The 24,728-nt window shown below is 66.4% G+C and carries 38 protein-coding genes; 1 reads left to right on the top strand and 37 read right to left on the bottom strand.

From position 1 onward, the window contains the following. Positions 1–58: 58 nt before the first annotated feature. Entirely contained in the window at positions 59–1,021 is a 963-nt protein-coding gene (locus H4W30_RS42625) for an endonuclease domain-containing protein (RefSeq protein WP_192747835.1), read from the top strand. Here the strand turns inward: H4W30_RS42625 and truA are convergent. The 37 genes from truA to fusA form a co-directional block, all read right to left on the bottom strand. Then, positions 991–1,824: a tRNA pseudouridine(38-40) synthase TruA gene (gene truA / locus H4W30_RS42620; RefSeq protein WP_225951075.1), complete on the bottom strand. Its 834-nt coding sequence runs from the start codon at positions 1,822–1,824 to the stop codon at positions 991–993. The two genes, H4W30_RS42625 and truA, sit on opposite strands and share 31 nt — an antisense overlap. A 73-nt stretch (positions 1,825–1,897) precedes the next feature. Further along, the gene (gene rplQ, locus H4W30_RS42615) at positions 1,898–2,461 is read right to left on the bottom strand and encodes a 50S ribosomal protein L17 (RefSeq protein WP_192747834.1); all 564 of its coding nucleotides are present in this window, start codon (positions 2,459–2,461) and stop codon (positions 1,898–1,900) included. Positions 2,462–2,538: 77 nt separating this feature from the next. After that, a complete protein-coding gene (locus tag H4W30_RS42610; RefSeq protein WP_005166811.1) occupies positions 2,539–3,612 on the bottom strand; it encodes a DNA-directed RNA polymerase subunit alpha in 1,074 nt (357 codons plus the stop codon). 127 nt (positions 3,613–3,739) lie between these two features. Continuing rightward, on the bottom strand, positions 3,740–4,345 hold the full coding sequence (gene rpsD / locus H4W30_RS42605; protein WP_007031054.1) for a 30S ribosomal protein S4: 606 nt from the start codon (positions 4,343–4,345) through the stop codon (positions 3,740–3,742). 23 nt (positions 4,346–4,368) lie between these two features. After that, positions 4,369–4,776 (bottom strand): 30S ribosomal protein S11, encoded by a 408-nt coding sequence (gene rpsK, locus H4W30_RS42600; protein WP_004558885.1) that lies wholly within the window; start codon positions 4,774–4,776, stop codon positions 4,369–4,371. A gap of 18 nt (positions 4,777–4,794) precedes the next feature. Continuing rightward, positions 4,795–4,980: a hypothetical protein gene (locus H4W30_RS42595; RefSeq protein WP_005166807.1), complete on the bottom strand. Its 186-nt coding sequence runs from the start codon at positions 4,978–4,980 to the stop codon at positions 4,795–4,797. Further along, positions 4,977–5,357 (bottom strand): 30S ribosomal protein S13, encoded by a 381-nt coding sequence (gene rpsM / locus H4W30_RS42590; protein WP_005166805.1) that lies wholly within the window; start codon positions 5,355–5,357, stop codon positions 4,977–4,979. The genes H4W30_RS42595 and rpsM overlap by 4 nt, the downstream gene beginning before the upstream one ends. A 205-nt stretch (positions 5,358–5,562) precedes the next feature. Then, entirely contained in the window at positions 5,563–5,676 is a 114-nt protein-coding gene (rpmJ, locus tag H4W30_RS42585; protein WP_004558882.1) for a 50S ribosomal protein L36, read from the bottom strand. A gap of 36 nt (positions 5,677–5,712) precedes the next feature. Further along, positions 5,713–5,934 (bottom strand): translation initiation factor IF-1, encoded by a 222-nt coding sequence (gene infA, locus H4W30_RS42580; protein WP_005166804.1) that lies wholly within the window; start codon positions 5,932–5,934, stop codon positions 5,713–5,715. A gap of 544 nt (positions 5,935–6,478) precedes the next feature. After that, complete coding sequence (gene map / locus H4W30_RS42575) at positions 6,479–7,255, bottom strand: type I methionyl aminopeptidase (RefSeq protein WP_192747833.1); 777 nt, start codon at positions 7,253–7,255, stop codon at positions 6,479–6,481. A gap of 44 nt (positions 7,256–7,299) precedes the next feature. Continuing rightward, positions 7,300–7,854, bottom strand: coding sequence for an adenylate kinase (locus H4W30_RS42570; RefSeq protein WP_192747832.1), 555 nt, complete (start codon positions 7,852–7,854; stop codon positions 7,300–7,302). Then, positions 7,851–9,158 carry a preprotein translocase subunit SecY gene (secY, locus tag H4W30_RS42565; RefSeq protein WP_126733351.1) on the bottom strand — a complete coding sequence of 436 codons (1,308 nt, stop codon included), beginning with the start codon at positions 9,156–9,158 and terminating at the stop codon, positions 7,851–7,853. The genes H4W30_RS42570 and secY overlap by 4 nt, the downstream gene beginning before the upstream one ends. A gap of 307 nt (positions 9,159–9,465) precedes the next feature. Then, on the bottom strand, positions 9,466–10,098 hold the full coding sequence (locus tag H4W30_RS42560) for a LysE family translocator (RefSeq protein WP_192747831.1): 633 nt from the start codon (positions 10,096–10,098) through the stop codon (positions 9,466–9,468). 50 nt (positions 10,099–10,148) lie between these two features. Then, positions 10,149–10,952 carry a hypothetical protein gene (locus tag H4W30_RS42555; protein ID WP_318780777.1) on the bottom strand — a complete coding sequence of 268 codons (804 nt, stop codon included), beginning with the start codon at positions 10,950–10,952 and terminating at the stop codon, positions 10,149–10,151. A 270-nt stretch (positions 10,953–11,222) separates the two neighbouring features. Continuing rightward, positions 11,223–11,669 (bottom strand): 50S ribosomal protein L15, encoded by a 447-nt coding sequence (rplO, locus tag H4W30_RS42550; RefSeq protein WP_034304258.1) that lies wholly within the window; start codon positions 11,667–11,669, stop codon positions 11,223–11,225. Then, positions 11,666–11,851, bottom strand: coding sequence for a 50S ribosomal protein L30 (rpmD, locus tag H4W30_RS42545; RefSeq protein ID WP_007031047.1), 186 nt, complete (start codon positions 11,849–11,851; stop codon positions 11,666–11,668). The genes rplO and rpmD overlap by 4 nt, the downstream gene beginning before the upstream one ends. Positions 11,852–11,853: 2 nt before the next feature. Beyond that, positions 11,854–12,498 carry a 30S ribosomal protein S5 gene (rpsE, locus tag H4W30_RS42540; protein ID WP_007031046.1) on the bottom strand — a complete coding sequence of 215 codons (645 nt, stop codon included), beginning with the start codon at positions 12,496–12,498 and terminating at the stop codon, positions 11,854–11,856. A gap of 34 nt (positions 12,499–12,532) precedes the next feature. Next, positions 12,533–12,931 carry a 50S ribosomal protein L18 gene (gene rplR / locus H4W30_RS42535; protein WP_007031045.1) on the bottom strand — a complete coding sequence of 133 codons (399 nt, stop codon included), beginning with the start codon at positions 12,929–12,931 and terminating at the stop codon, positions 12,533–12,535. A 2-nt stretch (positions 12,932–12,933) separates the two neighbouring features. Next, the gene (gene rplF / locus H4W30_RS42530) at positions 12,934–13,473 is read right to left on the bottom strand and encodes a 50S ribosomal protein L6 (RefSeq protein ID WP_005166793.1); all 540 of its coding nucleotides are present in this window, start codon (positions 13,471–13,473) and stop codon (positions 12,934–12,936) included. A 16-nt stretch (positions 13,474–13,489) separates the two neighbouring features. Further along, a complete protein-coding gene (gene rpsH, locus H4W30_RS42525) occupies positions 13,490–13,888 on the bottom strand; it encodes a 30S ribosomal protein S8 (protein ID WP_007031043.1) in 399 nt (132 codons plus the stop codon). Between the two features lie 80 nt (positions 13,889–13,968). Then, positions 13,969–14,154, bottom strand: coding sequence for a type Z 30S ribosomal protein S14 (locus tag H4W30_RS42520; RefSeq protein WP_005166789.1), 186 nt, complete (start codon positions 14,152–14,154; stop codon positions 13,969–13,971). A 4-nt stretch (positions 14,155–14,158) separates the two neighbouring features. Beyond that, entirely contained in the window at positions 14,159–14,722 is a 564-nt protein-coding gene (rplE, locus tag H4W30_RS42515) for a 50S ribosomal protein L5 (RefSeq protein ID WP_093938476.1), read from the bottom strand. 2 nt (positions 14,723–14,724) lie between these two features. Then, entirely contained in the window at positions 14,725–15,039 is a 315-nt protein-coding gene (rplX, locus tag H4W30_RS42510) for a 50S ribosomal protein L24 (RefSeq protein WP_005166786.1), read from the bottom strand. A 3-nt stretch (positions 15,040–15,042) separates the two neighbouring features. Further along, positions 15,043–15,411 (bottom strand): 50S ribosomal protein L14, encoded by a 369-nt coding sequence (rplN, locus tag H4W30_RS42505; RefSeq protein ID WP_005166785.1) that lies wholly within the window; start codon positions 15,409–15,411, stop codon positions 15,043–15,045. A gap of 79 nt (positions 15,412–15,490) precedes the next feature. Then, the gene (gene rpsQ / locus H4W30_RS42500) at positions 15,491–15,772 is read right to left on the bottom strand and encodes a 30S ribosomal protein S17 (RefSeq protein WP_007031041.1); all 282 of its coding nucleotides are present in this window, start codon (positions 15,770–15,772) and stop codon (positions 15,491–15,493) included. Continuing rightward, positions 15,769–16,017 carry a 50S ribosomal protein L29 gene (rpmC, locus tag H4W30_RS42495; protein ID WP_007031040.1) on the bottom strand — a complete coding sequence of 83 codons (249 nt, stop codon included), beginning with the start codon at positions 16,015–16,017 and terminating at the stop codon, positions 15,769–15,771. The genes rpsQ and rpmC overlap by 4 nt, the downstream gene beginning before the upstream one ends. Further along, complete coding sequence (gene rplP / locus H4W30_RS42490) at positions 16,017–16,436, bottom strand: 50S ribosomal protein L16 (RefSeq protein ID WP_005166782.1); 420 nt, start codon at positions 16,434–16,436, stop codon at positions 16,017–16,019. Before rplP ends, rpmC begins: the two co-directional genes overlap by 1 nt. Before the next feature lie 3 nt (positions 16,437–16,439). Then, positions 16,440–17,297: a 30S ribosomal protein S3 gene (gene rpsC / locus H4W30_RS42485; RefSeq protein ID WP_192747830.1), complete on the bottom strand. Its 858-nt coding sequence runs from the start codon at positions 17,295–17,297 to the stop codon at positions 16,440–16,442. Continuing rightward, positions 17,297–17,713 carry a 50S ribosomal protein L22 gene (gene rplV, locus H4W30_RS42480; protein WP_005166780.1) on the bottom strand — a complete coding sequence of 139 codons (417 nt, stop codon included), beginning with the start codon at positions 17,711–17,713 and terminating at the stop codon, positions 17,297–17,299. The genes rpsC and rplV overlap by 1 nt, the downstream gene beginning before the upstream one ends. A 28-nt stretch (positions 17,714–17,741) precedes the next feature. Continuing rightward, positions 17,742–18,023, bottom strand: a complete 282-nt coding sequence (gene rpsS / locus H4W30_RS42475) for a 30S ribosomal protein S19 (protein ID WP_003102083.1) — start codon at positions 18,021–18,023, stop codon at positions 17,742–17,744. 18 nt (positions 18,024–18,041) lie between these two features. After that, on the bottom strand, positions 18,042–18,875 hold the full coding sequence (gene rplB / locus H4W30_RS42470; RefSeq protein ID WP_005166779.1) for a 50S ribosomal protein L2: 834 nt from the start codon (positions 18,873–18,875) through the stop codon (positions 18,042–18,044). A 16-nt stretch (positions 18,876–18,891) separates the two neighbouring features. Next, positions 18,892–19,203 (bottom strand): 50S ribosomal protein L23, encoded by a 312-nt coding sequence (rplW, locus tag H4W30_RS42465; RefSeq protein WP_126733348.1) that lies wholly within the window; start codon positions 19,201–19,203, stop codon positions 18,892–18,894. Continuing rightward, complete coding sequence (rplD, locus tag H4W30_RS42460; protein ID WP_192747829.1) at positions 19,200–19,886, bottom strand: 50S ribosomal protein L4; 687 nt, start codon at positions 19,884–19,886, stop codon at positions 19,200–19,202. Before rplD ends, rplW begins: the two co-directional genes overlap by 4 nt. 2 nt (positions 19,887–19,888) lie before the next feature. Then, on the bottom strand, positions 19,889–20,539 hold the full coding sequence (gene rplC / locus H4W30_RS42455; protein WP_007031036.1) for a 50S ribosomal protein L3: 651 nt from the start codon (positions 20,537–20,539) through the stop codon (positions 19,889–19,891). Positions 20,540–20,573: 34 nt separating this feature from the next. Continuing rightward, entirely contained in the window at positions 20,574–20,879 is a 306-nt protein-coding gene (gene rpsJ, locus H4W30_RS42450) for a 30S ribosomal protein S10 (protein WP_003102098.1), read from the bottom strand. Positions 20,880–21,288: 409 nt separating this feature from the next. Then, a complete protein-coding gene (tuf, locus tag H4W30_RS42445) occupies positions 21,289–22,482 on the bottom strand; it encodes an elongation factor Tu (protein ID WP_016331088.1) in 1,194 nt (397 codons plus the stop codon). Positions 22,483–22,606: 124 nt separating this feature from the next. Then, a complete protein-coding gene (gene fusA / locus H4W30_RS42440; RefSeq protein WP_125679956.1) occupies positions 22,607–24,706 on the bottom strand; it encodes an elongation factor G in 2,100 nt (699 codons plus the stop codon). Between the last annotated feature and the right edge of the window lie 22 nt (positions 24,707–24,728).

The raw sequence follows: 24,728 nt of genomic DNA, 5'->3' as shown, positions 1-24,728 counted from the left end.
ACCCTCGAATTGGCAGTCACGGGCATAGGTTGTCGGTCTTGTCGATCACTGTGCCGATATGACCAAACCCTTCGATACATCTCATCTTCCCGACGTCTTCCGCGGTTCGGAAGCCCGCAAGGCAGGCCTCATCACGGCCAGCCAGCTACGCGGATCAAGCGTCCGACGGCTGTTCCAGGACGTCTACACGCGCGCCGATGTCGAGGTCACGCATGAATTGCGCTGCCGCGGAGCCGCGTTGCTGGCGCCTCCCGAAGCGGTGCTGACCGGACGATCGGCCGCGACGGTTCAGGGCGTCGAGCTGGCCAAACCTCACGATCCGGTCGAGATGATCGTCCCGGAGAAGAATCGCTTCGGCCCGATAGTCGGTATCAAGGTTCGGCGTACCGAAGTCAAACCCGAGGAATCGAGGCCGTGGAACGGTATTCGGATCGCGCGGAAAAGCCGAACCGCGCTCGATCTGCTCCTCCGGCTTTCTCCTCGCAAATCCGGCTGGGTGCGCCGGCTCCGCATCGGCGTACCGGATCTGGACCAGTTCTTGAGAGCCGAGAAACTCACCGACCTACGTCTCAACAGGGAGTTCTACGGTCGTCGCAACAGGGGAATCCGCTTGGCCAGACATGCTTTGCGACTGTCCGACCCTCGCGCGGAGTCGCCCCCGGAATCGGAGCTCCGCATCGTGCTGGCCGCCGGCGGCATCACGGCGACGCCTCAGCTCGAGGTCACCGCCCGAACCGGTCATTTCCTCGCTCGCCTCGACCTGGGGGACGAGCAGTTCAAGGTCGCCGTCGAATACGACGGCCGCTGGCACAACACACCGAAGCAACAAGCCCACGATCGCAAACGCCGAAGACGTGTGGAGGCCGAAGGCTGGCGATTCGTCATCGTCACCGCGGAAGACCTGGCGAAAGACTTCAAAGGCATCGTCGAGTCCGTCTGGCGGGCCCGCCGCCGGAGCGCGATTAGCCCGCTAACCGCGCCGCGGCCGAGTCAGGAGGGACTGCGCATGGCGCGCGTTTGATCGGCGCGGGAGGCGAGTTCGGCGTCCGGCGGATAGTCGACCGCCATCAACGTCAGGCCGTGTGCGGGAGCCACAGCGCTGTCGCGCGTCCGGCTCTCCAGAACATCACCGGGCCAGCCCAGCGGACGGCGGCCGTCCCCGACCAAGAGCAGTGCCCCCACCAGACTGCGCACCATCGAGTGGCAGAACGCGTCGGCGGAGACGGCGACCTCGACCGCGTGCGGCCCGGTCCGCCGCCAGACAAGCCGCTGTAGCTCGCGAATGGTCGTCCCGCCCTCGCGCTGCTTGCAGAAGGCCGCGAAGTCCTGCAGGCCCAGGAGAGCCTCCGACGCCTCGTTCATCGCGTCGACCGAAAGCGGGCGGCCCCAGGCGAGAGTGTCGTGACGCCGCAACGGATCCACGCCCCATGGCGCGTCCGAAACGCGGTAGAGGTAGTGACGACGCACGGCAGAGAACCGCGCGTCGAACCCAGGCGGCGCGACGCGGGCATCCAGCACCCGCACGTCGCCCGGCAGGTACCGATTCCAGCGGTGACGCATCCGCCCCAGGTCAGGAACGCCGTGCTCGTCCAGTTCCAGACGGCCGGATCGCGTTTTGCCCGCTAAAGGCGACACGTCGACGTGGACCACCTGGCCCGCCGCGTGCACACCGGCATCGGTGCGGCCGGCGACGACGACGGACTTCGGGACCGAAGCTCCTGGAGGCTGCTTCGCGAGCGCCTCTTCGAGGACTCCCTGCACCGTGCGCCGCCCGGGCTGCCGCGCCCAGCCGGAGAAATGGGTGCCGTCGTAGGAGACATCCAGACGCAGACGAACGAGCCCGCCCTCCGCAGTGGGAGTGGCGGGCTCGTCCGGGGTGTTCGGTGCCGTCAGGACGTCAGTCCTTCTTGCTGTCCGCGTCCGCAGCGGGGGCCTCAGCGGCCTCGTCGGCGGCGGGAGCCTCGGTGGCCTCCGGAGCCTCGGTGGCGGCCGTGTCGGCAGCCTCAGGGGCGTCGGTGGTCTCCTCGGCGGCCGGGGCGGCAGCCTTCGGCTCGTCCTTCGCGAACTTCGTCTTGCGCGCGGCCTCGGCCTCGGCGGTGACGGTCTTCTCGGCTACCAGCTCGATGACGGCCATGGGGGCGTTGTCGCCCTTACGCGCCATCGTCTTGGTGATCCGGGTGTAGCCACCCGGACGCTCCGCGAAGAACGGACCGATCTCGGCGATCAGCTTGTGCACGACGTCCTTGTCGCGCACGACACGCTGGATCTGACGACGGTTGTGCAGGTCGCCCCGCTTCGCCTTCGTGATCAGCTTCTCGGCCAGCGGGCGCACCCGCCGGGCCTTCGCCTCGGTCGTCGTGATCTTGCCGTGCTCGAACAGCTGGGTGGCCAGGTTGGCCAGGATCAGCCGTTCGTGCGCGGGCGACCCGCCGAGACGGGGTCCCTTTGTGGGGGTGGGCATCGGTTCTCCTCGTTCAGCTCACAGCTGGAGGCCGTCGCTCCCCCACCCCTACTGGTGTGAGGGAGCCGTAGCTGGCCTTACAGCTGCTCCGTCTCTGCGTAGTCCTGGCCATCGTCGTGGCCGTTGTCCGAAATTCCGTCCGTGATGCTGTCGACGCCCTCGGACCAGCCTTCACCGTCGTAGCTGGCCGCGGCCGCGGTCGGGTCGAACCCGGGCGGGCTGTCCTTCAGCGCGAGGCCGAGACCGACGAGCTTGAGCTTGACCTCGTCGATCGACTTCGCACCGAAGTTGCGGATGTCCAGCAGGTCGGCCTCGCTGCGCGAGACCAGTTCGCCGACGGTGTGGATGCCCTCGCGCTTGAGGCAGTTGTACGACCGGACGGTGAGGTCCAGGTCCTCGATCGGCATCGCGTAGGCGGCGATGGTGTCCGCCTCCTGCGGCGACGGGCCGATCTCGATGCCTTCGGCGTCGACGTTCAGCTCGCGCGCGAGACCGAACAGCTCCACCAGCGTCTTACCGGCCGACGCGACAGCGTCCCGCGGCGTGATCGACGGCTTCGTCTCCACGTCCAGGATCAGCTTGTCGAAGTCGGTGCGCTGCTCGACACGGGTCGCCTCGACCTTGTAGGTCACCTTCAGCACCGGGGAGTAGATGGAGTCGACCGGGATCCGGCCGATCTCCGCGCCCGCCTGCTTGTTCTGCAGGGCCGGAACGTAACCGCGGCCGCGCTCGACGACAAGCTCGATCTCGAGCTTGCCCTTGCCGTTCAGCGACGCGATGTGCAGATCCGGGTTGTGCACGGTGACACCGGCCGGGGGCACGATGTCGGCGGCGGTGACCTCACCAGGGCCCTGCTTGCGCAGGTACATGGTGACCGGCTCGTCCTCTTCCGAGGAGACCACGAGCTCCTTGAGGTTCAGGATGATGTCGGTGACGTCTTCCTTCACCCCGGGAACGGTGGTGAACTCGTGCAGCACGCCGTCGATGCGGATGCTCGTCACGGCCGCGCCCGGAATGGACGACAGCAGCGTGCGCCGCAGCGAGTTGCCGAGCGTGTAGCCGAAGCCGGGCTCCAGCGGTTCGATGGTGAACCGGGAGCGGGTCTCGTTGACCGTCTCTTCGCCGAGAGCCGGTCGCTGGGAAATCAGCATCTTTCCTAATTCCTTTCCAAACGGCGCCCGCCATATGACACCGAAAGGGATGGCGAAGCGGCGGCGCACTCCGGGCGCCGCCGCCCGTGCCCACATCGGGCCGGGGAAACCCCGGCCCGATGGTGGATCACTTCGAGTAGAGCTCGACGATCAGCTGTTCCTGAACCGGAACGTCGATCTGAGCGCGCTCCGGGAGCTGGTGGACCAGCACGCGGAGGTTGGACGGAACGACCTGGAGCCACGCGGGAACGGGACGCTCGCCGAAGGACTCCTTGGCCGCGACGAAGGGCAGCATCGCGAACGACTTCGGCCGCACGTCGATGATGTCCCACTTCGTGACCTGGTAGGACGGGACGTTGACCTTGACGCCGTTGACCAGGAAGTGGCCGTGGCTCACCAGCTGACGCGCCTGACGGCGGGTGCGGGCGATGCCGGCGCGGTAGATCACGTTGTCCAGCCGGGACTCGAGGATCTGCAGCAGGTTCTCACCGGTCTTACCCGGACGCCGGACGGCTTCCTTGTAGTACCGGACGAACTGACGCTCGAGAACGCCGTAGGTGTAGCGAGCCTTCTGCTTCTCCTGCGACTGCAGGAGGTACTCGGACTCCTTGATGCGCCCGCGGCCGTGCTGGCCCGGCGGGTAGGGGCGACGCTCGAAAGCCTGGTCGCCGCCGATGAGGTCAACCTTGAGGCGACGCGAAATACGCGTCGCGGGGCCGGTGTAACGAGCCATTTCTTCTTACTCCTCCCCGTTCCTCAGACCCGGCGCCGCTTGGGCGGGCGGCAGCCGTTGTGAGGCTGCGGGGTCACGTCCTGGATGGTGCCGACCTCGAGGCCGGCCGCCTGCAGCGAGCGGATCGCCGTCTCGCGACCCGAACCCGGGCCCTTCACGAAGACGTCGACCTTCTTCATGCCGTGCTCGGCAGCCTTGCGGGCGGCGTTCTCGGCGGCCATCTGCGCGGCGAACGGGGTGGACTTACGCGAGCCCTTGAAGCCCACGTGACCACTCGACGCCCACGCGATCACGGCACCGGTCGGGTCCGTGATCGAGACGATGGTGTTGTTGAAGGTGCTCTTGATGTGCGCGTGACCGTGCGCGACATTCTTCTTTTCCTTGCGGCGGACCTTCTTGGCCCCCGCCGCAGTACGAGACTTCGGTGGCATGTTCTGAGGGTTCTCCTGTTAGCGCGCGTTCTCTTGGTGAGCGGCGACCGCTTCGGCCTGGCCGCGCCGGATGATCGAACCGGCGTCGGTGTACAGGTTGCGGAGCGCCATCGGGCGGGCGTAGAGCGCCTTGGGCGAGACACAAGCCGAGCCGCGGCGGTGGACGCCGCCCATACGCACGACCTTCTTGCCCTGGACGCTCACTTCTTGCCAGCCTTCTTCTTGCCGGCGACCGTCTTCTTCGGACCCTTACGGGTGCGGGCGTTCGTCTTGGTGCGCTGACCACGGACGGGAAGTCCGCGACGCCAGCGAAGGCCCTCGTAGCACCCGATCTCGATCTTCCGACGGATGTCGGCGTTCACCTCGCGGCGAAGGTCACCCTCGACCTTGAAGTTCTCCTCGATGTAGACCCGCAGCTTGGCGAGGTCGTCATCGCTCAGATCCTTGACGCGAGTGTCCGCGTTGAGCTCGGCAGCCGCGATGAGCTGCTTCGAGCGGGTACGGCCGATGCCGTAGATGTAGGTCAGCGCGATCTCCAACCGCTTTTCGCGGGGGAGGTCTACGCCAGCGAGTCGTGCCATTGGCGTTGATGCTCCTTCATAGAATTCATCTTCAGGTCTGCTCCCCGTCCGGTCCCGGGACCGACTCGCCTGTCGTGCCCTCTGCTTGCGCTTCGGGTGTCCCGGCCTCGGCCTGAAGTCCGAGGGTGAACCGGGCCGTTCGCACGGCCCGGCAGGTGCGGGGAGATTGTGTAGCCGTCAATCCACTCTGTACGAGTGCGAGTGATCAGCCCTGCCGCTGCTTGTGCCGCAGGTTTTCGCAGATCACCATGATCCGGCCGTGACGGCGGATCACCTTGCACTTGTCGCAGATCTTCTTGACGCTCGGCTGGACCTTCACGTCTCCTGCTCTCCTGCTTGTGCTAACTCGTCGTGATCACTTGTAGCGGTAGACGATGCGACCACGTGACAAGTCGTAGGGCGAGAGCTCCACGACAACCCTGTCCTCGGGCAGGATGCGGATGTAGTGCTGCCGCATCTTGCCGCTGATGTGTGCAAGGACCTTGTGGCCGTTCTCCAACTCGACGCGGAACATCGCGTTGGGGAGCGGCTCGACTACGCGGCCTTCGACCTCGATGGCCCCGTCTTTCTTGCCCATGTCCTCCGCATTTCCTGTCGCTACACTGTGTGATCAGTCAAAGCTTGAGTGCTTGGCTGGGTGGTGCATCGGCACACTCCTGCCCGGGTCCAATGTCCGTTCGCGAGAGTTCACGAGCACGCAGGATCCGGGCGCGATGAGTACACCGACTTGACAGTGTACGCAACCCGTGTCGCGAGCCCCAAACGGGGGTGACTGTGTTAGGTGACCCCTCGAGCCCGCCTGATCTGGCCTCCACCATCGTACGCCCTCGCCGACCTGCGTTTAGCGGGCTAATCGCGATCCGGTGGGCCCGCGACCTGGGGCGACCGGCGGGCGAGGTGCACCCGATGGAGGCAGCGGGCGGGCGCCTCACTGGCGGGCCGGGGCGCTCCACCGACCAGCGGACGCACTTGCGTTTAGCGGGCTAATCGCGCTCCGGAGACCCGTGCGCCTTTAGCAGGCTAAACGCGGTCCGGGCACACGTGCGTTTAGCAGGCTAAACGCGGTCCGGGCACACGTGCGTTTAGCGGGCTAAACGCGATCCGGACGGCGAAGGGCGAGGTCAGGAGTCTTCGGGGGCGGTGAGCACCCACGGGCCGTCGTCGGTGATCGCGACGGTGTGCTCCCAGTGCGCGGCCCGCGAGCCGTCGGCGGTCACGACGGTCCAGCCGTCCTCGAGCTCGACGGTCTCCCCGCCGCCACCGGTCAGCATAGGCTCGATCGCGAGCGCCATCCCGGTCTTGAGCCGCGGGCCCTTGCCCGGTTTGCCCAGGTTCGGCAGGAACGGGTCCATGTGCATCTGGCGCCCGATGCCGTGGCCGCCGTACTCGACGATCATCCCGTACTCGATGCCGTCTTCCCGGCTCGCCTTCTCGGCCGCGGTCTGCACCGCGTGCGAGATGTCCGTGAGCCTGCCACCCGACGACACGGCGGCGATCCCCGCCCACATCGCCGCCTCGGTGGCAGCCGAGAGCGCGAGATCCGCCTTCGACACCTCGCCGATCGCGAGGGTGACCGCCGAGTCGCCGTGCCAGCCGTCGAGGATGGCACCGCAGTCCACCGAGATGATGTCGCCGTCGTTCAGGACCTGCGTCTTCGACGGGATGCCGTGCACGATCTGCTCGTTCACCGAAGCGCAGATCGACGCCGGAAAGCCGTGGTACCCCTTGAACGAGGGCACCGCGCCGGCGTCACGGATCGTCTGCTCGGCGAGCTCGTCGAGGTCGGCCGTGGTCACCCCCGGCTTGGCAAGCTCACGCACCGCGGTGAGGGTGCGCCAGACGACCAGTCCGGCGGCCCGCATCGCCTGGAGCTCGCCAGGGGTCTTGATTTCGATCATGCGCCCACGACGAAGCCGTTGCAGTACACGCAGTCCTCCGAGATTCACGTGCGGTCGCGCAGCGCTTCCAGCACGCGGGCGGAGATCTCGTCGACCGTGCCGACGCCGTCGACCGTGACCAGGATGTCCGCGTAGTACTCGAGCAGCGGAGCGGTCTCGGACACGTAGATCTGCTGACGGCGGCGGATGACCTCTTCGGTGTCGTCCGAACGGCCGCGCGACAGCAGCCGATCGACGACGACGTCTTCCGAGACCTGGAGCTGGATGACCGCGTTGAGCTTGGTGTCGACCTCGCCGAGGATCTCACCGAGGACGTCGGCCTGCTTAGTGTTGCGGGGGAACCCGTCGAGCAGGAAACCGACCTTGGCGTCGGGTTCGGCGAGGCGCTCGCGCACCATCTCGTTCGTGACCGAGTCGGGCACGAGTTCACCGGAGTCCAGGTAGCGCTTGGCTTCCTGGCCCAGCGGCGTCTGCTCGCCCACGTGGGCGCGGAACAGATCGCCGGTCGAGATGTGCGGGATCCGGAGCTTCTCCGACAGTGCTACCGCCTGAGTACCTTTGCCCGCGCCAGGAGGGCCAACGAGAACCAGGCGCGTCACTTCAAGAACCCTTCGTAGTTACGTTGCATCAGCTGGCTTTCGATCTGCTTCACGGTGTCGAGGCCGACACCGACCATGATCAGCACAGCCGTGCCACCGAACGGGAAGTTCTGGTTGTTCCCGCTGCCGGTGACGGACAGGAAGAAGTTCGGAAGGATCGCGATGATGCCCAGGTACAGCGAGCCCGGCAGGGTGATCCGGCCGAGGACGTAGCTGAGGTACTCCGCGGTGGGTCGGCCCGGGCGGATACCCGGGATGAAGCCACCGAACTTCTTCATTTCTTCCGCACGCTCGTCCACGTTGAACGTGATCGTGATGTAGAAGTACGTGAAGAAGATGATCAACGCGAAGTACAGCAGGACGTGCGCCCAGCTGGACTGGTTGACGATGTAGTTCTGGATGAAGACCTGCCAGCCCGCGTTGCTGTTGGCGTCGCCGACGAGGCGGCTGATCAGGTCCGGCAGGTAGAGCAGCGACGAGGCGAAGATGACCGGGATGACACCGGCCTGGTTCACCTTGATCGGCAGGTAGGTCGACGTCCCGCCGTACATGCGGCGGCCGATCATGCGCTTGGCGTACTGCACCGGGATCCGGCGCTGGCCCTGCTCGACGAAGATGACGCTGGCGATGATCACCAGGCCGAACACACAGATCAGGGTGAAGACCACCGGGCCGGCGCTGCTGAGGATGTTGCCACCCTCGATCGGGATGCGGGCCGCGATGTTCAGGAAGATGAGGACGGACATGCCGTTGCCGACGCCGCGCTCGGTGATCAGCTCACCCAGCCACATCATGACGGCGGTACCGGCGGTCATCGTGATGACGATGATGGCCAGCGTGTAGACGCTGTTGTCCGGGATGATCGCGGTGTCGCACTGCGGGAAGAGCTGCTTGCGGTCGGCGAGTGCCACCACACCGGTCGCCTGCAGGACCGCGAGGGCGATCGTCAGGTACCGGGTGTACTGCGTCAGCTTGCCCTGACCGGCCTGTCCTTCTTTCTTCAGCTCCTCGAACCGCGGGATGACCACGGTGAGGAGCTGGACGATGATGCTCGCCGTGATGTACGGCATGATGCCGGTCGAGAACAGCGACAGCTGCAGCAGTGCACCGCCGCTGAACAGGTTCAGCAGCTGATAGACGCCCTCCTGCGACCCGGTCTCCGTGCATTGCTGCACGGCGGAATACGAGATGCCCGGGGCCGGGATGGTGGCACCGATTCGGTAGACCGCGACGATGGCTAGCGTGAACAGGATCTTCTTACGTAGATCCGGCGTCGCTAGAGCCGAGCGGAAGGCGCTGAGCACGCGGGGAACCTCCTCGGCGTCGTCGGCTGTCTTACCGACGATCGGCTTGGCCGGCCTGGGGCCGGCGGGAACACACAGCTTTCTGGCACAAGCCAGGAACGCTTCGGGGCACACTCGTCCCGAAGCGTGTCGCCGACTCTAACAGCTTCACAGGGCGTGTCCGCAGTGCGTGTGGGTTTTCCGGACGAAGGTTGGTCCGCGGGGTTGATCGGCCGCCGCTTCTCGCTCGCGGATCTTGACAGATCGCCTTACCGTGCCTCACTTTTCCGGCCACCGGATCGCGATTAGGGGGCTAAACGCACCGTGATCAGGAGCTCGAAGTGGCGAGCGCGCCCGCCATGCCGAGAAGCACGACGCCGGTGCCGCGGTCGACGTTGCGAGTCGCCCGGCGAGACAGCCGGAGCGACTTCACGAGCGCGCCCGCCCCGATGTAGGTCGCGCCCGCCACGAACTCGGCGAGCAGGTAGACGGCGCCGAGAATCGCGATCTGAACGGGAAAGGAGCCGTGAGCTGCGTCGATGAACTGGGGTACGAACGCCGTGAAGATGAGGATCGCCTTCGGATTCGTGATCGCGACGACGAATTCCTTCCTCGCGATCCGGAGTGCGGGTACGGATTCAGTGCCTCGCGGCGCCTGGACCAGCGCGGTTCCCCCGGCACGGAACGTCGACCACAGCAGGCGCCCGCCGATCCAGACCAGGTAGGCGACGCCCGCCCATTTGATCACTGTGAGTGCAAGCTCCGACGCCGCGAGGAGCTGCCCGAGCCCTGCGGCGACGGCCGCGATGAGCACCGTGAACGCGGCCAATCGGCCTAACAGCCCGGCGAGCCCTTTCCAGGCCCCCTGCGTCATGCCGTGATGCATGCCGAGCAGGTTGTTCGCCCCTGGCGTAAAAGCCACGAGGACCGCCGCTCCGAAAAAGACCACCGCCCAAGTCATCGGCCACCTCCTCCCCCACCGTATCGGCGGCCGCGAGCGCGTTTAGCGGGCTAATCGCGCTCTTTCGCGCCAGGATCCGGTGGAGGCGCGAAAGCGGAGTAGTCCGGCTTCTCCGGCTGAGGCTCCGGCGGGAGGACCGCGACGGAGATGCCGTGCTTCGGTGTAGGCATGTCCGCGAGGCTCGGGTCGCCGCTCACTGGGACCTCGTCGTCCTGAACGCGGTGGCTCATGACGGCCGCGCCCGCCGCGGCCACGACCGCGGCGAAGAGGGCCCACATACCCGCGCCCACTGTCGTCGACGTCTCGACGGACTCGCCCATCGTGCGCCCGAAACTCAAGGTGGCGGCAGTCGCGACGACTCCGGTGAGGAACACCGCCGCGATGGTGGTTAGCCATCGGTCCAAAGCGCCCGGGCGCCGCAGGCGGGAGGCACGGGCACTGACGATCACGGCCGCCAGAAGGATCGCCGCGGCGATCAGGACCGGAATACCGACAGGTGTGGACGGTGCGCTGAAAGGAGGCTGGTTGGGCTGAAGGACCTTCGTATCCCACGCGCTTTGAATGAACACGACCATGACGGCGTCGCTGCGATCGAAAGAGAACCGATGCTCGATGCTGAAGAACGGGAAGAGGCAGCCCAGGGCGGCGAGCAGCATGGCCAGAGTGGCCAATCCCGCCGCGACGAGCCTGCGGGGCTCAGGCCGGCCCGACCGGACCGGTTTGCCCGCAGGGTCCGTGGATCCGGAAATCGACACGATCACCGGCGGGGCGTCCGGCTGCTGAAGGGGCTGCGGATCCTGCCCGGGAGGTGTGGCCACCTCGCGATCCTTCCAGCACAGGGCCCCTTCCGCCACGCCCGCGCCTCCAGCATCAGATCGCGATTAGGGGGCTAAACGCAGGTCGGGGGCCGGACGGCCTGCCCGCGCCGGGATCGCGATTAGCCCGCTAAACGCAGGTCGGCGCGGGAGCGCACGCCTGAGGGACCGGATCGCGTTTAGCCCGCTAAACGCAGGTCGGCGCCGGAGCGCAAGCGAAAGGCCCGCCGGGCGGAGCCGGGCGGGCCTTTCGGTGAAGCTGAGGCTCCCGCAGCGAAGCGGAGGGAGCCGGGTGAAGCGGGAGCGAGCTCAGAGCGTGGTGGCAGAGCCACCGGCGGCGGAGAGCTTCTCCTTGGCGGAGCCGGAGAAAGCGTCGGCGGTGACGTCCAGCTTGACGCCGTTCACGTCGCCGTTGCCGAGCACCTTCACGAGCTTGCCCTTGCGGACGAGACCGTTCGCGACGAGCTCCTCGGCGCCGACCTTGCCACCCTCCGGGAAGACGCGGGCGATGTCGCCCACGTTCACCGGCTGGTACTCGGTACGGAAGCGGTTCTTGAAGCCGCGAAGCTTCGGGAGCCGCATGTGGATGGGCATCTGCCCACCCTCGAAACCGGCGGGCACGTTCTTCCGGGCCTTGGTGCCCTTGGTACCGCGACCGGCGGTCTTGCCCTTCGAGCCCTCACCACGGCCGACGCGGATCTTGTCGCGCTTCGCGCCCGGAGCCGGACGAAGGTGGTGGATCTTGATGGCAGTCATGCCTTGACCTCCTCGACCTCCACCAGGTGGCGGACGGTGTGGATAAGGCCGCGCACCTCGGGAGTGTCATCACGCACGACGCTCTGGCGGATCTTGCGCAGCCCGAGGGTGCGCAGCGACTCGCGGTGAGCGTGCTTCGTGCCGATCTTGCTCTTGACCTGGGTCACCTTGAGCTGAGTCATGATCAGACCCCCTGACCCGCGCGCTGACGCAGCATGCGAGCCGGAGCGACGTCCTCGAGCGGGAGACCGCGGCGGGCCGCGACCTCTTCGGGACGCTGCAGACCCTTCAGGGCCGCCACGGTCGCGTGCACGATGTTGATCGCGTTGTCGGAGCCGAGCGACTTCGACAGCACGTCGTGGACACCCGCGCACTCCAGCACCGCGCGCACCGGGCCACCGGCGATGACACCGGTACCGGCCGAGGCCGGACGGAGCAGCACGACACCGGCGGCTTCCTCACCCTGGATCGGGTGGGGGATGGTGCCGGCGACGCGGGGAACGCGGAAGAAGTTCTTCTTCGCTTCCTCGACGCCCTTGGCGATGGCCGCGGGAACTTCCTTGGCCTTGCCGTAGCCGACGCCGACCTGACCGTCGCCGTCACCGACGACCACCAGGGCGGTGAAGCTGAAGCGACGACCACCCTTGACGACCTTGGCGACGCGGTTGATCGTCACGACCTTCTCGAGGTGCGGGGTCTTCTCCTGGCCGGCCCCGCCACGGCCGCTGTCGCGCCGGTCCCGGCGGTCGCGACGGTCATTGCGGTCGTTGCCGCCCTGTCCGCCGGGTCCGCCCTGGCCGCCGCCGAATTGCCGTGTACGTCCCGGCATCAGGCTTTCCTTCCATTCACGAGCATCTGCTGCATCAGAACTCCAACCCCGCCTCACGCGCGGCGTCGGCGAGCGCCGCGATGCGGCCGTGGTAGGCGTTGCCACCACGGTCGAACACCACGGTCGAGACACCGGCGTTCTTGGCGCGGGCGGCGACGAGTTCCCCGACCTTGGCGGCCTTGGCCTTCTTGTCGCCTTCCAGCGCGCGGACGTCCGCCTCGAGGGTGGACGCCGACGCCAGGGTCTTGCCGGCGAGGTCGTCGATCAGCTGCACGGCGATGTGCCGCGACGAACGCTTGACGACCAGGCGCGGACGCTGGTCCGTGCCGTTGATCTTCTTGCGAAGGCGGAAGTGCCGACGGGCCTTCGCGACGCGGCGGCGGGTCGAGATGTCCTTGCCGACCGGCTTGCGCTTCGTAGTCGTGTCGCTCATGATCACTTACCCGTCTTTCCGACCTTGCGGCGGATCTTCTCACCCTCGTAGCGCAGGCCCTTGCCCTTGTACGGGTCCGGGCGGCGCAGCTTGCGGATGACCGCGGCGATCTGGCCGACCTTCTGCTTGTCGATGCCCGAGACCGAGAACCGGGTGGGGGTCTCGACCTTGAAGGTGATGCCTTCCGGGGCCTCGATCTTCACCGGGTGGCTGTAGCCGAGGGCGAACTCGAGGTCCGAGCCCTTGGCCTGCACGCGGTAACCGACACCGTGGATCTCGAGCTTCTTCTCGTAGCCCTCGGTCACACCGACGACGAGGTTGTTGACCAGCGTCCGGGTGAGACCGTGCAGGGCACGGCTGGTGCGCTCCTCGTCGGGCCGCTTGACCTCGAGCGTGCCGTTTTCGGCCTGCTCGACGGTGATGGGCTCGGCGATGGTGTGCTCGAGGGTGCCCTTGGGCCCCTCGACCTTGATCTGCTGACCGTCGATGGTCACCTTGACCCCGGAGGGGACGGCGACCGGCAGCTTTCCAATGCGTGACATGTCTTTGCCCCCTTCCTTACCAGACGTAGGCGAGGACTTCGCCGCCCACGCTGTTTCGCTTGGCCTGACGGTCGGTCTGGAGGCCGGACGACGTCGAGATGATCGCGACGCCGAGGCCACCGAGAACCGACGGCAGTTCGGTCGATTTTGCGTAGACCCGCAGACCGGGCTTGGACACGCGGCGGAGGCCGGCGATGCTGCGCTCACGGTTGGGGCCGTACTTCAGCTCCACGACGAGGTTCTTGTGCTTCTCGCCCGGCTCGTCGCGGTAGCCCGAGATGTAGCCCTCGCGCTTGAGGATCTCGGCGATGTTCGCCTTGATCTTCGAGTGGGGAAGCACGACCTCGTCGTGGTACGCCGAGTTCGCGTTACGCAGACGGGTCAAGAAGTCTGCGATGGGGTCGGTCATCGTCATGGTGACCTGTCAACCTTTCTCGCCCTGGTTCCCCGCACTCACTGCAGGGCCTGTGGCGAAGTGGGAGTTAAAAAAGACTCTTACCAGCTGGACTTGCGGACGCCGGGCAGCTCGCCCGCGTGTGCCATCTCGCGAAGGCAGATCCGGCAGAGCCCGAACTTGCGGAACACCGAGTGCGGGCGACCGCACCGCTGGCAACGCGTGTAACCGCGCACCTTGAACTTCGGCGTCTTCGCGGCCTTGTGGACCAGTGCTTTCTTGGCCATCGACTCAGTTCTCCTTGAACGGGAAGCCGAGCTTGCGAAGCAGCGCGCGGCCCTCGTCGTCGGTGTTGGCGGTGGTGACGACAGTGACGTCCATACCGCGCGGGCGGTCGATGGCGTCCGGGTCGATCTCGTGGAACATGGACTGCTCGTTGAGACCGAACGTGTAGTTGCCGTTGCCGTCGAACTGCTTCGGCGAAAGCCCGCGGAAGTCACGGATACGCGGCAGCGCGATGGTCAGCAGCCGGTCGAGGAACTCCCACATCCGGTCGCCGCGCAGCGTGACGCGCGCGCCGATCGGCTGGCCCTCACGCAGCTTGAACTGCGCGATGGACTTGCGAGCCTTGCGAACCTCGGGCTTCTGCCCGGTGATCGCGGCCAGGTCGCGGATGGCGCCTTCGATCAGCTTGCTGTCACGGGCGGCGTCACCGACACCCATGTTCACGACGACCTTGACGACGCCCGGGATCTGGTGGACGTTCTCGAAGGAGAACTCCTGCTGGAGCTGCCCCTTGATCTCCTCGCGGTACCGCACCTTGAGGCGCGGGGCGATGTTCTCTGCGGTGGTCATGATCAGATGTCCTTACCGTTCCGGCGCGAGACCCGGACCTTCTTGCCGTCCTCGCCGATGCGGTAGCCCACCCGGGTCGGCTTGCCGTCGGAGTCGACGACCATCACGTTCGAGACGTGGATGGGCGCTTCCTGCGTGACGATGCCGCCGGACTGCGCGCCGCGCTGGGTCTGGGAGATCCGCGTGTGCTTCTTGATCCGGTTCACGCCCTCGACCAGCACGCGCTCGCGCTCGGGGTAGGCCTGGATGACCTTGCCCTTGGCACCCTTGTCCTTGCCGGCGATGACGACGACCGTGTCGCCCTTCTTCACCTTCATGCTCTACAACACCTCCGGCGCGAGCGAAATGATCTTCATGAACTTTCGGTCGCGCAGCTCGCGGCCGACCGGCCCGAAGATGCGGGTGCCGCGGGGCTCATTGTCGTTCTTGATGAGCACAGCAGCGTTCTCGTCGAAGCGGATGTAAGAACCGTCCGGACGACGGCGCTCCTTGCGCGTGCGAACGATGACGGCCTTGACGACGTCACCCTTCTTCACGCCGGCGGCCGGCATGGCGTCCTTCACGGTGGCGACGATGATGTCGCCGATGCCCGCGTAGCGCCGCCCCGAGCCACCGAGAACGCGGATGCAAAGGATCTCCTTCGCGCCCGTGTTGTCGGCAACCCGAAGCCGCGACTCCTGCTGGATCACGTCTACTCCTGTATGTCGCGCTGGTTCTCGCGGTGAAGCGCGAGCCTTGCGGAACTAAGGGACTCAAAGAGAGCCCTACTTACTTGGCCTTCTCCACGATCTGCACCAGACGCCAGCGCTTGGTCGCCGACAGCGGGCGGGTCTCCATCAGGGTGACCCGGTCGCCCACGCCCGCCTCGTTGTTCTCGTCGTGCACCTTGACCTTGCTGGTGCTGCGGAGAACCTTGGCGTAACGACGGTGCTTCTTGCGGTCTTCGAGCTCGACCACGATCGTCTTGTTCATCTTGTCCGAGACGACGTAACCCTCACGGACCTTGCGGTCGTTGCGGGGGGCCGCCTCAGCGTTGGGCTGCTCGCTCATGCGGCACCTTCACTCTCGGCGTCAGGGGAAACGGACAGGCCGAGTTCACGCTCGCGCATGACCGTGTAGATCCGCGCGATGTCCGTACGGACGGTGCGCAGACGGCGGTTGTTGTCGAGCTGTCCGGTCGCCATCTGGAAGCGGAGGTTGAAGAGCTCCTCCTTGTATTCCTTCAGACGCAGAACGAGCTCTTCCGCGGTGAGCTCACGCAGCTCCGATGCCTGGGCGGCACCTGCCTTCGCCATCAGAACTCACCACCTTCACGGGTCACGATGCGGCACTTCATGGGCAGCTTGTGGATCGCGCGACGGAGCGCCTCGCGGGCGGTCTCCTCGTTCGGGAACGAGATCTCGAACATCACGCGGCCCGGCTTCACGTTGGCGATCCACCACTCGGGCGAACCCTTACCGGAACCCATGCGGGTTTCCGCCGGCTTCTTGGTCAGCGGGCGGTCCGGGTAGATGGTCGTCCACACCTTGCCGCCACGCTTGATGTGACGCGTCATGGCGATACGAGCGGACTCGATCTGCCGGTTGGTCACGTAGCTGTGCTCAAGCGCCTGGATGCCGTACTCGCCGAAGTTCACCTTCGTACCGCCCTTGGCGGCACCGTGGCGCTTCGGGGAGTGCTGCTTCCGGTGCTTGACCCTGCGCGGGATGAGCACGTGTCAGCCCTCCGTCTTTTCTGCAGTCTCAGCAGCCGGGGCCTCGGTGGCCGTGTCGCCCTTGGGAGCGTCGCCGCTCTTCGCGGCGGCGGCGGCCCGGCCGGCTTCGGTCGAGGTCGGCGTCGTGCCCGACGCGCCGGAGCGGCGCGGGCGGGACGGACGGTCACCACGGTCACGGCGCGGGGCGCGCTCGGCGGCCGCGGCGGCGTCACGCGCCTCCTTGGCCTTGAGGCCACCCACGAGCTCGCCCTTGTAGATCCACACCTTCACGCCGATGCGACCGAACGTCGTCTTGGCCTCGAAGAAGCCGTAGTCGATGTCGGCGCGCAGCGTGTGCAGCGGGACGCGGCCATCGCGGTAGTGCTCGGAGCGGGACATCTCGGCACCGCCGAGACGACCGCCGCACTGCACGCGGATGCCCTTGACCTGCGGCGAACGCATGGAGGTCTGGATCGCCTTGCGCATCGCGCGGCGGAACGCCACACGGTTGCTCAGCTGCTCCGCGACACCCTGAGCGACGAGCTGGGCGTCGGCCTCGGGGTTCTTGACCTCGAGGATGTTCAGCTGGACCTGCTTGGCGGTCAGCTTCTCCAGCGCGCCGCGGATGCGGTCGGCCTCCGCGCCGCGACGGCCGATGACGATGCCCGGCCGGGCGGTGTGGATGTCGACGCGGACCCGGTCACGGGTGCGCTCGATCTCGACCTTGGAGATCCCGGCGCGCTCCATGCCCGTGGACAGCAGCTTCCGGATCTTGACGTCCTCGGCCACGTACTCCGCGTACTGCTTGTCGGCGTACCAACGCGACTTCCAGTCCGTGGTGATACCCAGGCGGAAGCCGTGCGGGTTGATCTTCTGGCCCACTACCGGCCACCTGCCTTCTTCTTGCCCTGTGCCTTCTTGGCCTCGGCCTTGGGACGCGACTCCACCTCGACGGTGATGTGGCTGGTCCGCTTGCGGATCCGGTACGCGCGGCCCTGGGCCCGCGGACGGATGCGCTTGAGGGTCGGGCCCTCGTCGGCGTAGGCGTTCTTGACCCAGAGGGTGTCCGGGTCGAGATCGAGGTTGTTCTCGGCGTTGGCCACGGCGCTGGCGAGCACCTTCGCGACCGGCTCGCTTGCCGCCTGCGGGGCGAACTGGAGCACGGCCAAGGCGTCGGCGGCGCTACGTCCCTTGATCAGCTCGATCACCCGGCGCACCTTGGTAGGCGAGTCCCGGACGAAGCGAGCCCGCGCGTAAGCCGTCGGCAAAGCCTCGGCCACGTCGTTCTGGGCGTTCATCGCTAGTTCCTTGTTCTCTCGTGCCCGCTCAGCGGCGGCGCGACTTGCGGTCGTCCTTGATGTGGCCCTTGAAGGTCCGAGTCGGCGCGAATTCGCCCAACTTGTGACCCACCATCGCCTCGGTGACGAACACCGGGACGTGCTTGCGGCCGTCGTGCACCGCGATCGTGTGACCCAGGAAATCCGGGATGATCGTGGACCGGCGGGACCACGTCTTGATCACGGTCTTCTTGCCCGACTCGTTGAGAGCGTCCACCTTCTTGAGCAGGTGGTCGTCCACGAAGGGGCCCTTTTTGAGGCTACGTGGCATGTTCTTCTACCTCCCTGCTCAGCGCTTCTTGCCGGTACGCCGGCGGCGGACGATCATGGCGTCGGAAGCCTTGCGGCGGCGGGTGCGGCCTTCGGGCTTACCGTTCGGGTTCACCGGGTGGCGACCACCGGAGGTCTTACCCTCACCACCACCGTGCGGGTGGTCGACCGGGTTCATGACGACACCACGGACGGTGGGGCGCTTGCCGCGCCAGCGGTTACGGCCCGCCTTGCCCCAGTTGATGTTGGAGTGCTCGGAGTTGCCGACCTCGCCGATGGTGGCGCGGTTGCGCACGTCGACGTTGCGGATCTCGCCCGACGGGAGACGAAGCTGGGCGTACGGCCCGTCCTTCGCCACCAGCTGCACCTTGGCACCGGCGGACCGCGCCATCTTCGCGCCGCCACCGGGGCGGAGCTCGATCGCGTGGATCACGGTGCCGACCGGGATGTTGCGCAGCGGCAGGTTGTTACCCGGCTTGATGTCGGCGCGGGGGCCGTTCTCGACCGTGTCACCCTGCTTGAGCTTCTCCGGGGCGATGATGTAGCGCTTCTCGCCGTCGGCGTAGTGCAGGAGCGCGATACGAGCGGACCGGTTGGGGTCGTACTCGATGTGCGCGACCTTGGCGGGAACGCCGTCCTTGTCGTTCCGGCGGAAGTCGATCAGCCGGTACGCACGCTTGTGGCCACCACCCTTGTGCCGGGTGGTGATCTTGCCGCTGGAGTTACGGCCGCCGGACTTGCTCAGCGGACGCAGCAGCGACTTCTCCGGGGTCGACCGAGTGATCTCGGCGAAGTCGGAGACGCTGGAACCGCGACGACCCGGGGTCGTCGGCTTGTACTTGCGGATGCCCATGTGTCAGCTCAGTCCTTTACGCGGTGGGTCCGCCGAAGATCTCGATCGGCTTGCTCTCAGCCGAAAGAGTCACGATGGCGCGCTTGGTGTCCTTGCGCTTGCCGAAGCCGGCGCGAGTCCGCTTACGCTTGCCCTGGCGGTTGGCCGTGTTGACGCTGACCACCTTGACGCCGAACACCTTCTCGACCGCGATCTTGATCTGGGTCTTGTTGGCGTCCGGGCGGACGATGAACGTGTACTTGTGCTCCTCGAGCAGCCCGTAGGACTTCTCGGAGATCACCGGCGCGAGCAAGATGTCGCGGGGATCGGGGATGGCGATCGCACTCACTGCTCGTCACTCCCTTCAACCTCGCTCGACCGAGCCGAAGCCTTCGCGCCCTTGCCCCGGACGGGACCGGCGACGAACACGTCGTAAGCGGCCTTGGTGAACACCACGTCGTCGTTGACCAACACGTCGTAGGTGTTGAGCTGGTCGGGCGTGATGATGTGGACCTCGGCCAGGTTGCGCACGGAGTTCCAGCCCAGCTCGTCGTCGCGGTGCAGGACCACGAGAACGCGCTTGGCCTGGGTCACCGCGGCGATGGCGGCCTTGGCGGACTTGGTGGACGGCTTCTCGCCGGTCACCAGTTCGGTGATGACGTGCAGCTGCCCGGCACGGGCCCGGTCGGAGAGGGCGCCACGCAGGGCGGCGGCCTTCATCTTCTTCGGGGTCCGCTGGGTGTAGTCACGCGGCGTGGGGCCGTGGACGACACCACCGCCGACGAACTGCGGCGCACGGGTCGAACCCTGGCGGGCACGGCCGGTGCCCTTCTGGCGGTACGGCTTCTTGCCACCACCGCGGACTTCACCGCGGGTCTTGGTGTCATGCGTGCCCTGGCGCGCGGCGGCCAGCTGGGCCACCACGACCTGGTGCATGAGGGGCACGTTGGCCTGCACGTCGAAGATCTCCGAGGGGAGCTCGACCGTGCCGTCGGCTTTACCGGCCGGGGTCTTCAGCTCGACGCTGGTCATGTTCAGTTACCACCCTTCGCGGCGCTGCGAACGAACAGCAGGCCGCCCTTGGGACCGGGCACGGCGCCCTTGATCAGCAGCAGGCCGTCCTCGGCACGCACCGCGTGCACGGTCAGGTTCTGCGTGGTGACCCGGTCGTTGCCCATCCGGCCCGCCATGCGCAGGCCCTTGAAGACGCGGCCCGGGGTGGCGCAGCCACCGATCGAGCCGGGCTTGCGGTGCACGGCCTGGGCACCGTGGCTCGCGCCCTGGCCCTTGAAGCCGTGACGCTTCATGACACCGGCGTAGCCCTTGCCCTTGCTGGTACCGGTCACGTCGACCTCGATACCGGCCTCGAACACCTCGGCGGTGATCTCCTGGCCGACCTCGTAGGTCTCGGCGTCGGTGGTACGCAGCTCGGCAAGGTAACGGCGCGGGGTCACGCTCGCCTTGTCGAAGTGGCCGGTGCGCGGCTTGTTCACCCGGCGCGGGTCGACCGCGCCGAAAGCCAGCTGCACGGCCTTGTAGCCGTCGTTCTCCTGGGTCCGAACCTGGGTGACCACGTTCGGCCCGGCCTGGACGACGGTCACCGGGACGACCCGGTTGTTCTCGTCGAAGACCTGGGTCATGCCGAGCTTGGTGCCCAGGATGCCCTTCACTTGCCTGTCAGACATGAGTCTCTTACTCTCCGCCGCTCGCCAGCCGCTGCTACTGGATGTTGACGTCGACGCTCGCCGGCAGGTCGATGCGCATGAGCGCGTCGACCGTCTTCGGCGTCGGGTCGAGGATGTCGATCAGACGCTTGTGCGTGCGCATCTCGAAGTGCTCGCGCGAGTCCTTGTACTTGTGCGGCGAGCGGATGACGCAGTAAACGTTCTTCTCGGTGGGCAGCGGCACCGGCCCGACAACACGGGCGCCGGTGCGCGTGACCGTCTCGACGATCTTGCGCGCCGAGGTGTCGATCGCCTCGTGGTCGTAGGCCTTGAGCCGGATGCGGATCTTCTGTCCCGCCATGGTGGCTGCTCGTTCCTTGTCGTCTCGTGCCGCTTTTGTCTTTTCAAACCTCAGTCTGACTGAGGTTTTCCCAGTTCAACGGCCCTGTCCCCGGTCCACGCGGTCGGGCGTGTCGTGCCCGACGCACAGACGGATCCCGCGGGATCTTCGTCTTGCCTGGTCTTCCTCAACGTGAGGAGGCATCGAGCCGGCGGAAAAGCTTGATCGCCGTCTCAAACGCCCTTGCCCGCTAGCCTCACCCGAAGGAAGTGCTCCGCGGACCGTGGCCGCTCATACCAGGGCGGCCGGAACCTGTCTTCCGAAGAAGTACGAGTTCGGCCGCCCCAGGACGAGCAACCTGAATAGTGTCGCACACGTGATTTGACGCCCCTAACCCGGGGGTGTATTGCCCCCGGGCGGGGCGCCTAAATCACTTGATGATCTTGGTGACCTGGCCGGCGCCGACGGTCCGACCACCCTCGCGGATGGCGAAACGCAGACCCTCGTCCATGGCGACCGGCTGGATCAGCACGACGCTGATGTCCGTGTTGTCGCCCGGCATGACCATCTCGACACCCTCCTTGAGGGTGACGACGCCGGTCACGTCCGTGGTACGGAAGTAGAACTGCGGGCGGTAGTTGTTGAAGAACGGGGTGTGACGGCCACCCTCGTCCTTCGACAGGATGTAGACCGAGCCCTCGAACTCCGTGTGCGGGGTGGTGGTGCCCGGCTTCACGACGACCTGGCCGCGCTCGACGTCCTCGCGCTTGATACCGCGGACCAGCAGACCGACGTTGTCGCCCGCCTCGCCGGTGTCCAGCAGCTTGCGGAACATCTCGACACCGGTGACGGTGGTCTTGGTCGACTTCTCCTTGATGCCGACGATCTCGACCTCTTCGTTCACGTTGACGCGGCCGCGCTCGATGCGACCGGTCACGACCGTGCCACGGCCGGTGATGGTGAAGACGTCCTCGATCGGCATGAGGAACGGCTTGTCGAGCTCGCGGACCGGGTCCGGCACGTTCTCGTCGACGGCTTCCATCAGCTCGAGAACGCTCTCGCCCCACTTGGCGTCGCCCTCGAGGGCCTTCAGGCCGGAGACCTTGATGACCGGAGCGTCGTCACCCGGGAAGTCCTGGGAGGACAGCAGCTCGCGGACCTCGAGCTCGACGAGCTCCAGGATCTCCTCGTCGTCGACCATGTCGGCCTTGTTCAGCGCGACCACGATGTAGGGCACGCCGACCTGCTTCGCGAGCAGCACGTGCTCACGGGTCTGCGGCATCGGGCCGTCGGTCGCCGCGACCACGAGGATCGCGCCGTCCATCTGCGCCGCACCGGTGATCATGTTCTTGATGTAGTCCGCGTGACCGGGGGCGTCCACGTGGGCGTAGTGACGCTTCTCGGTCTGGTACTCGACGTGCGAGATGTTGATCGTGATACCGCGCTGCTTCTCTTCCGGCGCGTTGTCGATCTGGTCGAACGCCGAAGCGGTGTTCAGCTCGGGGTACTTGTCGTGCAGAACCTTGGTGATCGCCGCGGTCAGAGTGGTCTTACCGTGGTCGACGTGACCGATGGTCCCGATGTTGACGTGCGGCTTGGTCCGCTCGAATTTCGCCTTCGCCACTGGAATGTCCTCCTGGACTGTTTTGCTTACTCACCGGCCAACGTGGCTGTCGGACGGGGATTCGTTTCTTGACGGATGCTGCGGACGTTCAGGAGTGTTCCTTATGCCCGCGAGCGGACGGGAACTACTCCCCCGTCGCCTTCGCGATGATTTCCTTCGCGACGTTCGCGGGAACCTCGGCGTAGGAGTCGAACACCATGGAGTAGTTGGCACGTCCCTGCGTACGCGAACGCAGGTCACCGACGTAACCGAACATCTCCGACAGCGGGACCAGTGCCTTGACGACACGGGTACCGGCGCGCTCCTCCATGGCCTGGATCTGGCCACGGCGGGAGTTGAGGTCACCGATCACATCGCCCATGTAGTCCTCGGGCGTGGTGACCTCGACGGCCATCAGCGGCTCGAGGATGACCGGACCGGCCTTCTTCGCGGCTTCCTTCATCGCCATGGAGCCGGCGATCTTGAAGGCCATTTCGGAAGAGTCGACCTCGTGGTACGCGCCGTCCAACAAGGTGAACTTCAACCCGACGAGCGGGTAGCCGGCCAGCACGCCGTACTGCATGGCGTCCTGTGCGCCCGCGTCGACCGACGGGATGTACTCCCGCGGCACGCGGCCACCGGTGACCTTGTTGTCGAACTCGTAGAGGGCACCGTCGGTGGACTCGAGCGGCTCGAGCTTGACGATGACCTTCGCGAACTGACCGGAACCACCGGTCTGCTTCTTGTGCACGTAGTCGAGCTTCTCGACCGTCTTGCGCACCGTCTCGCGGTAGGCGACCTGCGGCTTACCGATGTTCGCCTCGACCTTGTAGTCGGACTTCATGCGGTTGACCAGCACCTCGAGGTGCAGCTCGCCCATACCGGCGATGATCGTCTGGCCGGTGTCCTCGTCCAGGTTGACCTGGAACGTCGGGTCCTCTTCGGCCAGCTTCTGGATCGCCAGGGACAGCTTCTCCTGGTCGGCCTTGGTCTTCGGCTCGATCGCGACGCGGATGACCGGCGCCGGGAACGTCATCGATTCGAGGACGACCGGGTTCTGCGGGTCGGCGAGGGTGTCACCGGTGGTGGTGTCCTTCAGGCCGATGACCGCGTAGATGTGGCCCGCTTGGGCCTCGTCCACCGGGTTCTCCTTGTTGGAGTGCATCTGGAAGAGCTTCCCGATGCGCTCCTTGCGCTCCTTGGTGGCGTTGATCAGCTGCGCGCCGGAGGCGACCTTGCCCGAGTACACCCGGATGTAGGTCAGCTTGCCGAAGAACGGGTGCGCGGCGATCTTGAACGCCAGAGCGGAGAAGGGCTCCTCGGTCGACGGCTTGCGCGACACGACGGTCTCGCCGTCGGGCAGCGTGCCCTCGACGGCCGGGACGTCCAGCGGCGACGGAAGGTAGTCGATGACCGCGTCGAGCATGGGCTGCACGCCCTTGTTCTTGAACGCGGAACCGGTGAGCACCGGGTACGCCTCGCGGTTCACGGTGAGCTTCCGGATGCCGGCCTTGATCTCGGCCTCGGACAGCTCCTCGCCCTCGAGGAACTTCTCCATCAGGGAGTCGTCGGTCTCGGCGATGGCCTCGACCAGCTTCTCCCGGTACTCGGCCGCCTTGTCGGCGAGCTCGGCCGGGATCTCCTCGACGGCGTAGTCCTCGCCCTTCTGGACCTCGCCGCGCCAGGTCAGCGCCTTCATGCGGACCAGGTCGACGACGCCTTCGAACTCGTTCTCGGCGCCGATCGGCAGCTGGATGACCAGCGGGCGGGCGCCGAGGCGCTCCTCGATGGTGCGGACGGTGAAATAGAAGTCCGCGCCGAGCTTGTCCATCTTGTTGACGAAGCAGATACGAGGAACCTCGTACTTGTCCGCCTGACGCCAGACCTGCTCGGACTGCGGCTCGACACCTTCCTTGCCGTCGAAGACGGCGACGGCGCCGTCGAGCACGCGGAGCGAGCGCTCCACCTCGACGGTGAAGTCGACGTGGCCCGGCGTGTCGATGATGTTGATCTGGTGGTCGGCCCAGAAAGTGGTGGTCGCAGCCGAGGTGATGGTGATACCCCGCTTCTGCTCCTCCTCCATCCAGTCCATGGTGGCGGCGCCATCGTGGACTTCACCGATCTTGTAGTTGACCCCGGTGTAGAACAGGATCCGCTCGGTGGTGGTGGTCTTACCGGCGTCGATGTGGGCCATGATGCCGATGTTGCGGACCTTGTTCAGGTCGGTCAGCACTTCACGTGCCACGAGAGTGTTCCCCTGTCTCAAA

The organism is Amycolatopsis roodepoortensis (genome assembly GCF_014873915.1).
Taxonomy (GTDB): domain Bacteria; phylum Actinomycetota; class Actinomycetes; order Mycobacteriales; family Pseudonocardiaceae; genus Amycolatopsis; species Amycolatopsis roodepoortensis.
The sequence above is the reverse complement of the archived record's forward strand: the minus strand, read 5'-3'. Positions and strand labels throughout refer to the sequence as shown.

What these genes read in the sequence shown, in the direction of transcription:
- rpsJ (WP_003102098.1), bottom strand. Translation starts at nt 20,879, where the DNA reads ATGGCGGGACAGAAGATCCGCATCCGGCTCAAGGCCTACGACCACGAG.
- rplR (WP_007031045.1), bottom strand. Translation starts at nt 12,931, where the DNA reads ATGAGCGACACGACTACGAAGCGCAAGCCGGTCGGCAAGGACATCTCG.
- rplD (WP_192747829.1), bottom strand. Translation starts at nt 19,886, where the DNA reads ATGACCAGCGTCGAGCTGAAGACCCCGGCCGGTAAAGCCGACGGCACG.
- rplB (WP_005166779.1), bottom strand. Translation starts at nt 18,875, where the DNA reads ATGGGCATCCGCAAGTACAAGCCGACGACCCCGGGTCGTCGCGGTTCC.
- map (WP_192747833.1), bottom strand. Translation starts at nt 7,255, where the DNA reads ATGATCGAAATCAAGACCCCTGGCGAGCTCCAGGCGATGCGGGCCGCC.
- rpsS (WP_003102083.1), bottom strand. Translation starts at nt 18,023, where the DNA reads ATGCCACGTAGCCTCAAAAAGGGCCCCTTCGTGGACGACCACCTGCTC.
- rplC (WP_007031036.1), bottom strand. Translation starts at nt 20,539, where the DNA reads ATGTCTGACAGGCAAGTGAAGGGCATCCTGGGCACCAAGCTCGGCATG.
- rplF (WP_005166793.1), bottom strand. Translation starts at nt 13,473, where the DNA reads ATGTCACGCATTGGAAAGCTGCCGGTCGCCGTCCCCTCCGGGGTCAAG.
- rpsH (WP_007031043.1), bottom strand. Translation starts at nt 13,888, where the DNA reads ATGACGATGACCGACCCCATCGCAGACTTCTTGACCCGTCTGCGTAAC.
- H4W30_RS42560 (WP_192747831.1), bottom strand. Translation starts at nt 10,098, where the DNA reads ATGACTTGGGCGGTGGTCTTTTTCGGAGCGGCGGTCCTCGTGGCTTTT.
- rpmC (WP_007031040.1), bottom strand. Translation starts at nt 16,017, where the DNA reads ATGGCGAAGGCAGGTGCCGCCCAGGCATCGGAGCTGCGTGAGCTCACC.
- rpsQ (WP_007031041.1), bottom strand. Translation starts at nt 15,772, where the DNA reads ATGAGCGAGCAGCCCAACGCTGAGGCGGCCCCCCGCAACGACCGCAAG.
- infA (WP_005166804.1), bottom strand. Translation starts at nt 5,934, where the DNA reads ATGGGCAAGAAAGACGGGGCCATCGAGGTCGAAGGCCGCGTAGTCGAG.
- rpsM (WP_005166805.1), bottom strand. Translation starts at nt 5,357, where the DNA reads ATGGCACGACTCGCTGGCGTAGACCTCCCCCGCGAAAAGCGGTTGGAG.
- H4W30_RS42610 (WP_005166811.1), bottom strand. Translation starts at nt 3,612, where the DNA reads ATGCTGATTTCCCAGCGACCGGCTCTCGGCGAAGAGACGGTCAACGAG.
- rpsK (WP_004558885.1), bottom strand. Translation starts at nt 4,776, where the DNA reads ATGCCACCGAAGTCTCGTACTGCGGCGGGGGCCAAGAAGGTCCGCCGC.
- rplV (WP_005166780.1), bottom strand. Translation starts at nt 17,713, where the DNA reads ATGAACGCCCAGAACGACGTGGCCGAGGCTTTGCCGACGGCTTACGCG.
- rpsD (WP_007031054.1), bottom strand. Translation starts at nt 4,345, where the DNA reads ATGGCTCGTTACACCGGCCCCGCGACGCGTATTTCGCGTCGCCTCAAG.
- rplE (WP_093938476.1), bottom strand. Translation starts at nt 14,722, where the DNA reads ATGACCACCGCAGAGAACATCGCCCCGCGCCTCAAGGTGCGGTACCGC.
- H4W30_RS42520 (WP_005166789.1), bottom strand. Translation starts at nt 14,154, where the DNA reads ATGGCCAAGAAAGCACTGGTCCACAAGGCCGCGAAGACGCCGAAGTTC.
- H4W30_RS42625 (WP_192747835.1), top strand. Translation starts at nt 59, where the DNA reads ATGACCAAACCCTTCGATACATCTCATCTTCCCGACGTCTTCCGCGGT.
- rplQ (WP_192747834.1), bottom strand. Translation starts at nt 2,461, where the DNA reads ATGCCCACCCCCACAAAGGGACCCCGTCTCGGCGGGTCGCCCGCGCAC.
- rplO (WP_034304258.1), bottom strand. Translation starts at nt 11,669, where the DNA reads ATGACTGCCATCAAGATCCACCACCTTCGTCCGGCTCCGGGCGCGAAG.
- rpsE (WP_007031046.1), bottom strand. Translation starts at nt 12,498, where the DNA reads ATGCCGGGACGTACACGGCAATTCGGCGGCGGCCAGGGCGGACCCGGC.
- rpmD (WP_007031047.1), bottom strand. Translation starts at nt 11,851, where the DNA reads ATGACTCAGCTCAAGGTGACCCAGGTCAAGAGCAAGATCGGCACGAAG.
- rplX (WP_005166786.1), bottom strand. Translation starts at nt 15,039, where the DNA reads ATGAAGGTGAAGAAGGGCGACACGGTCGTCGTCATCGCCGGCAAGGAC.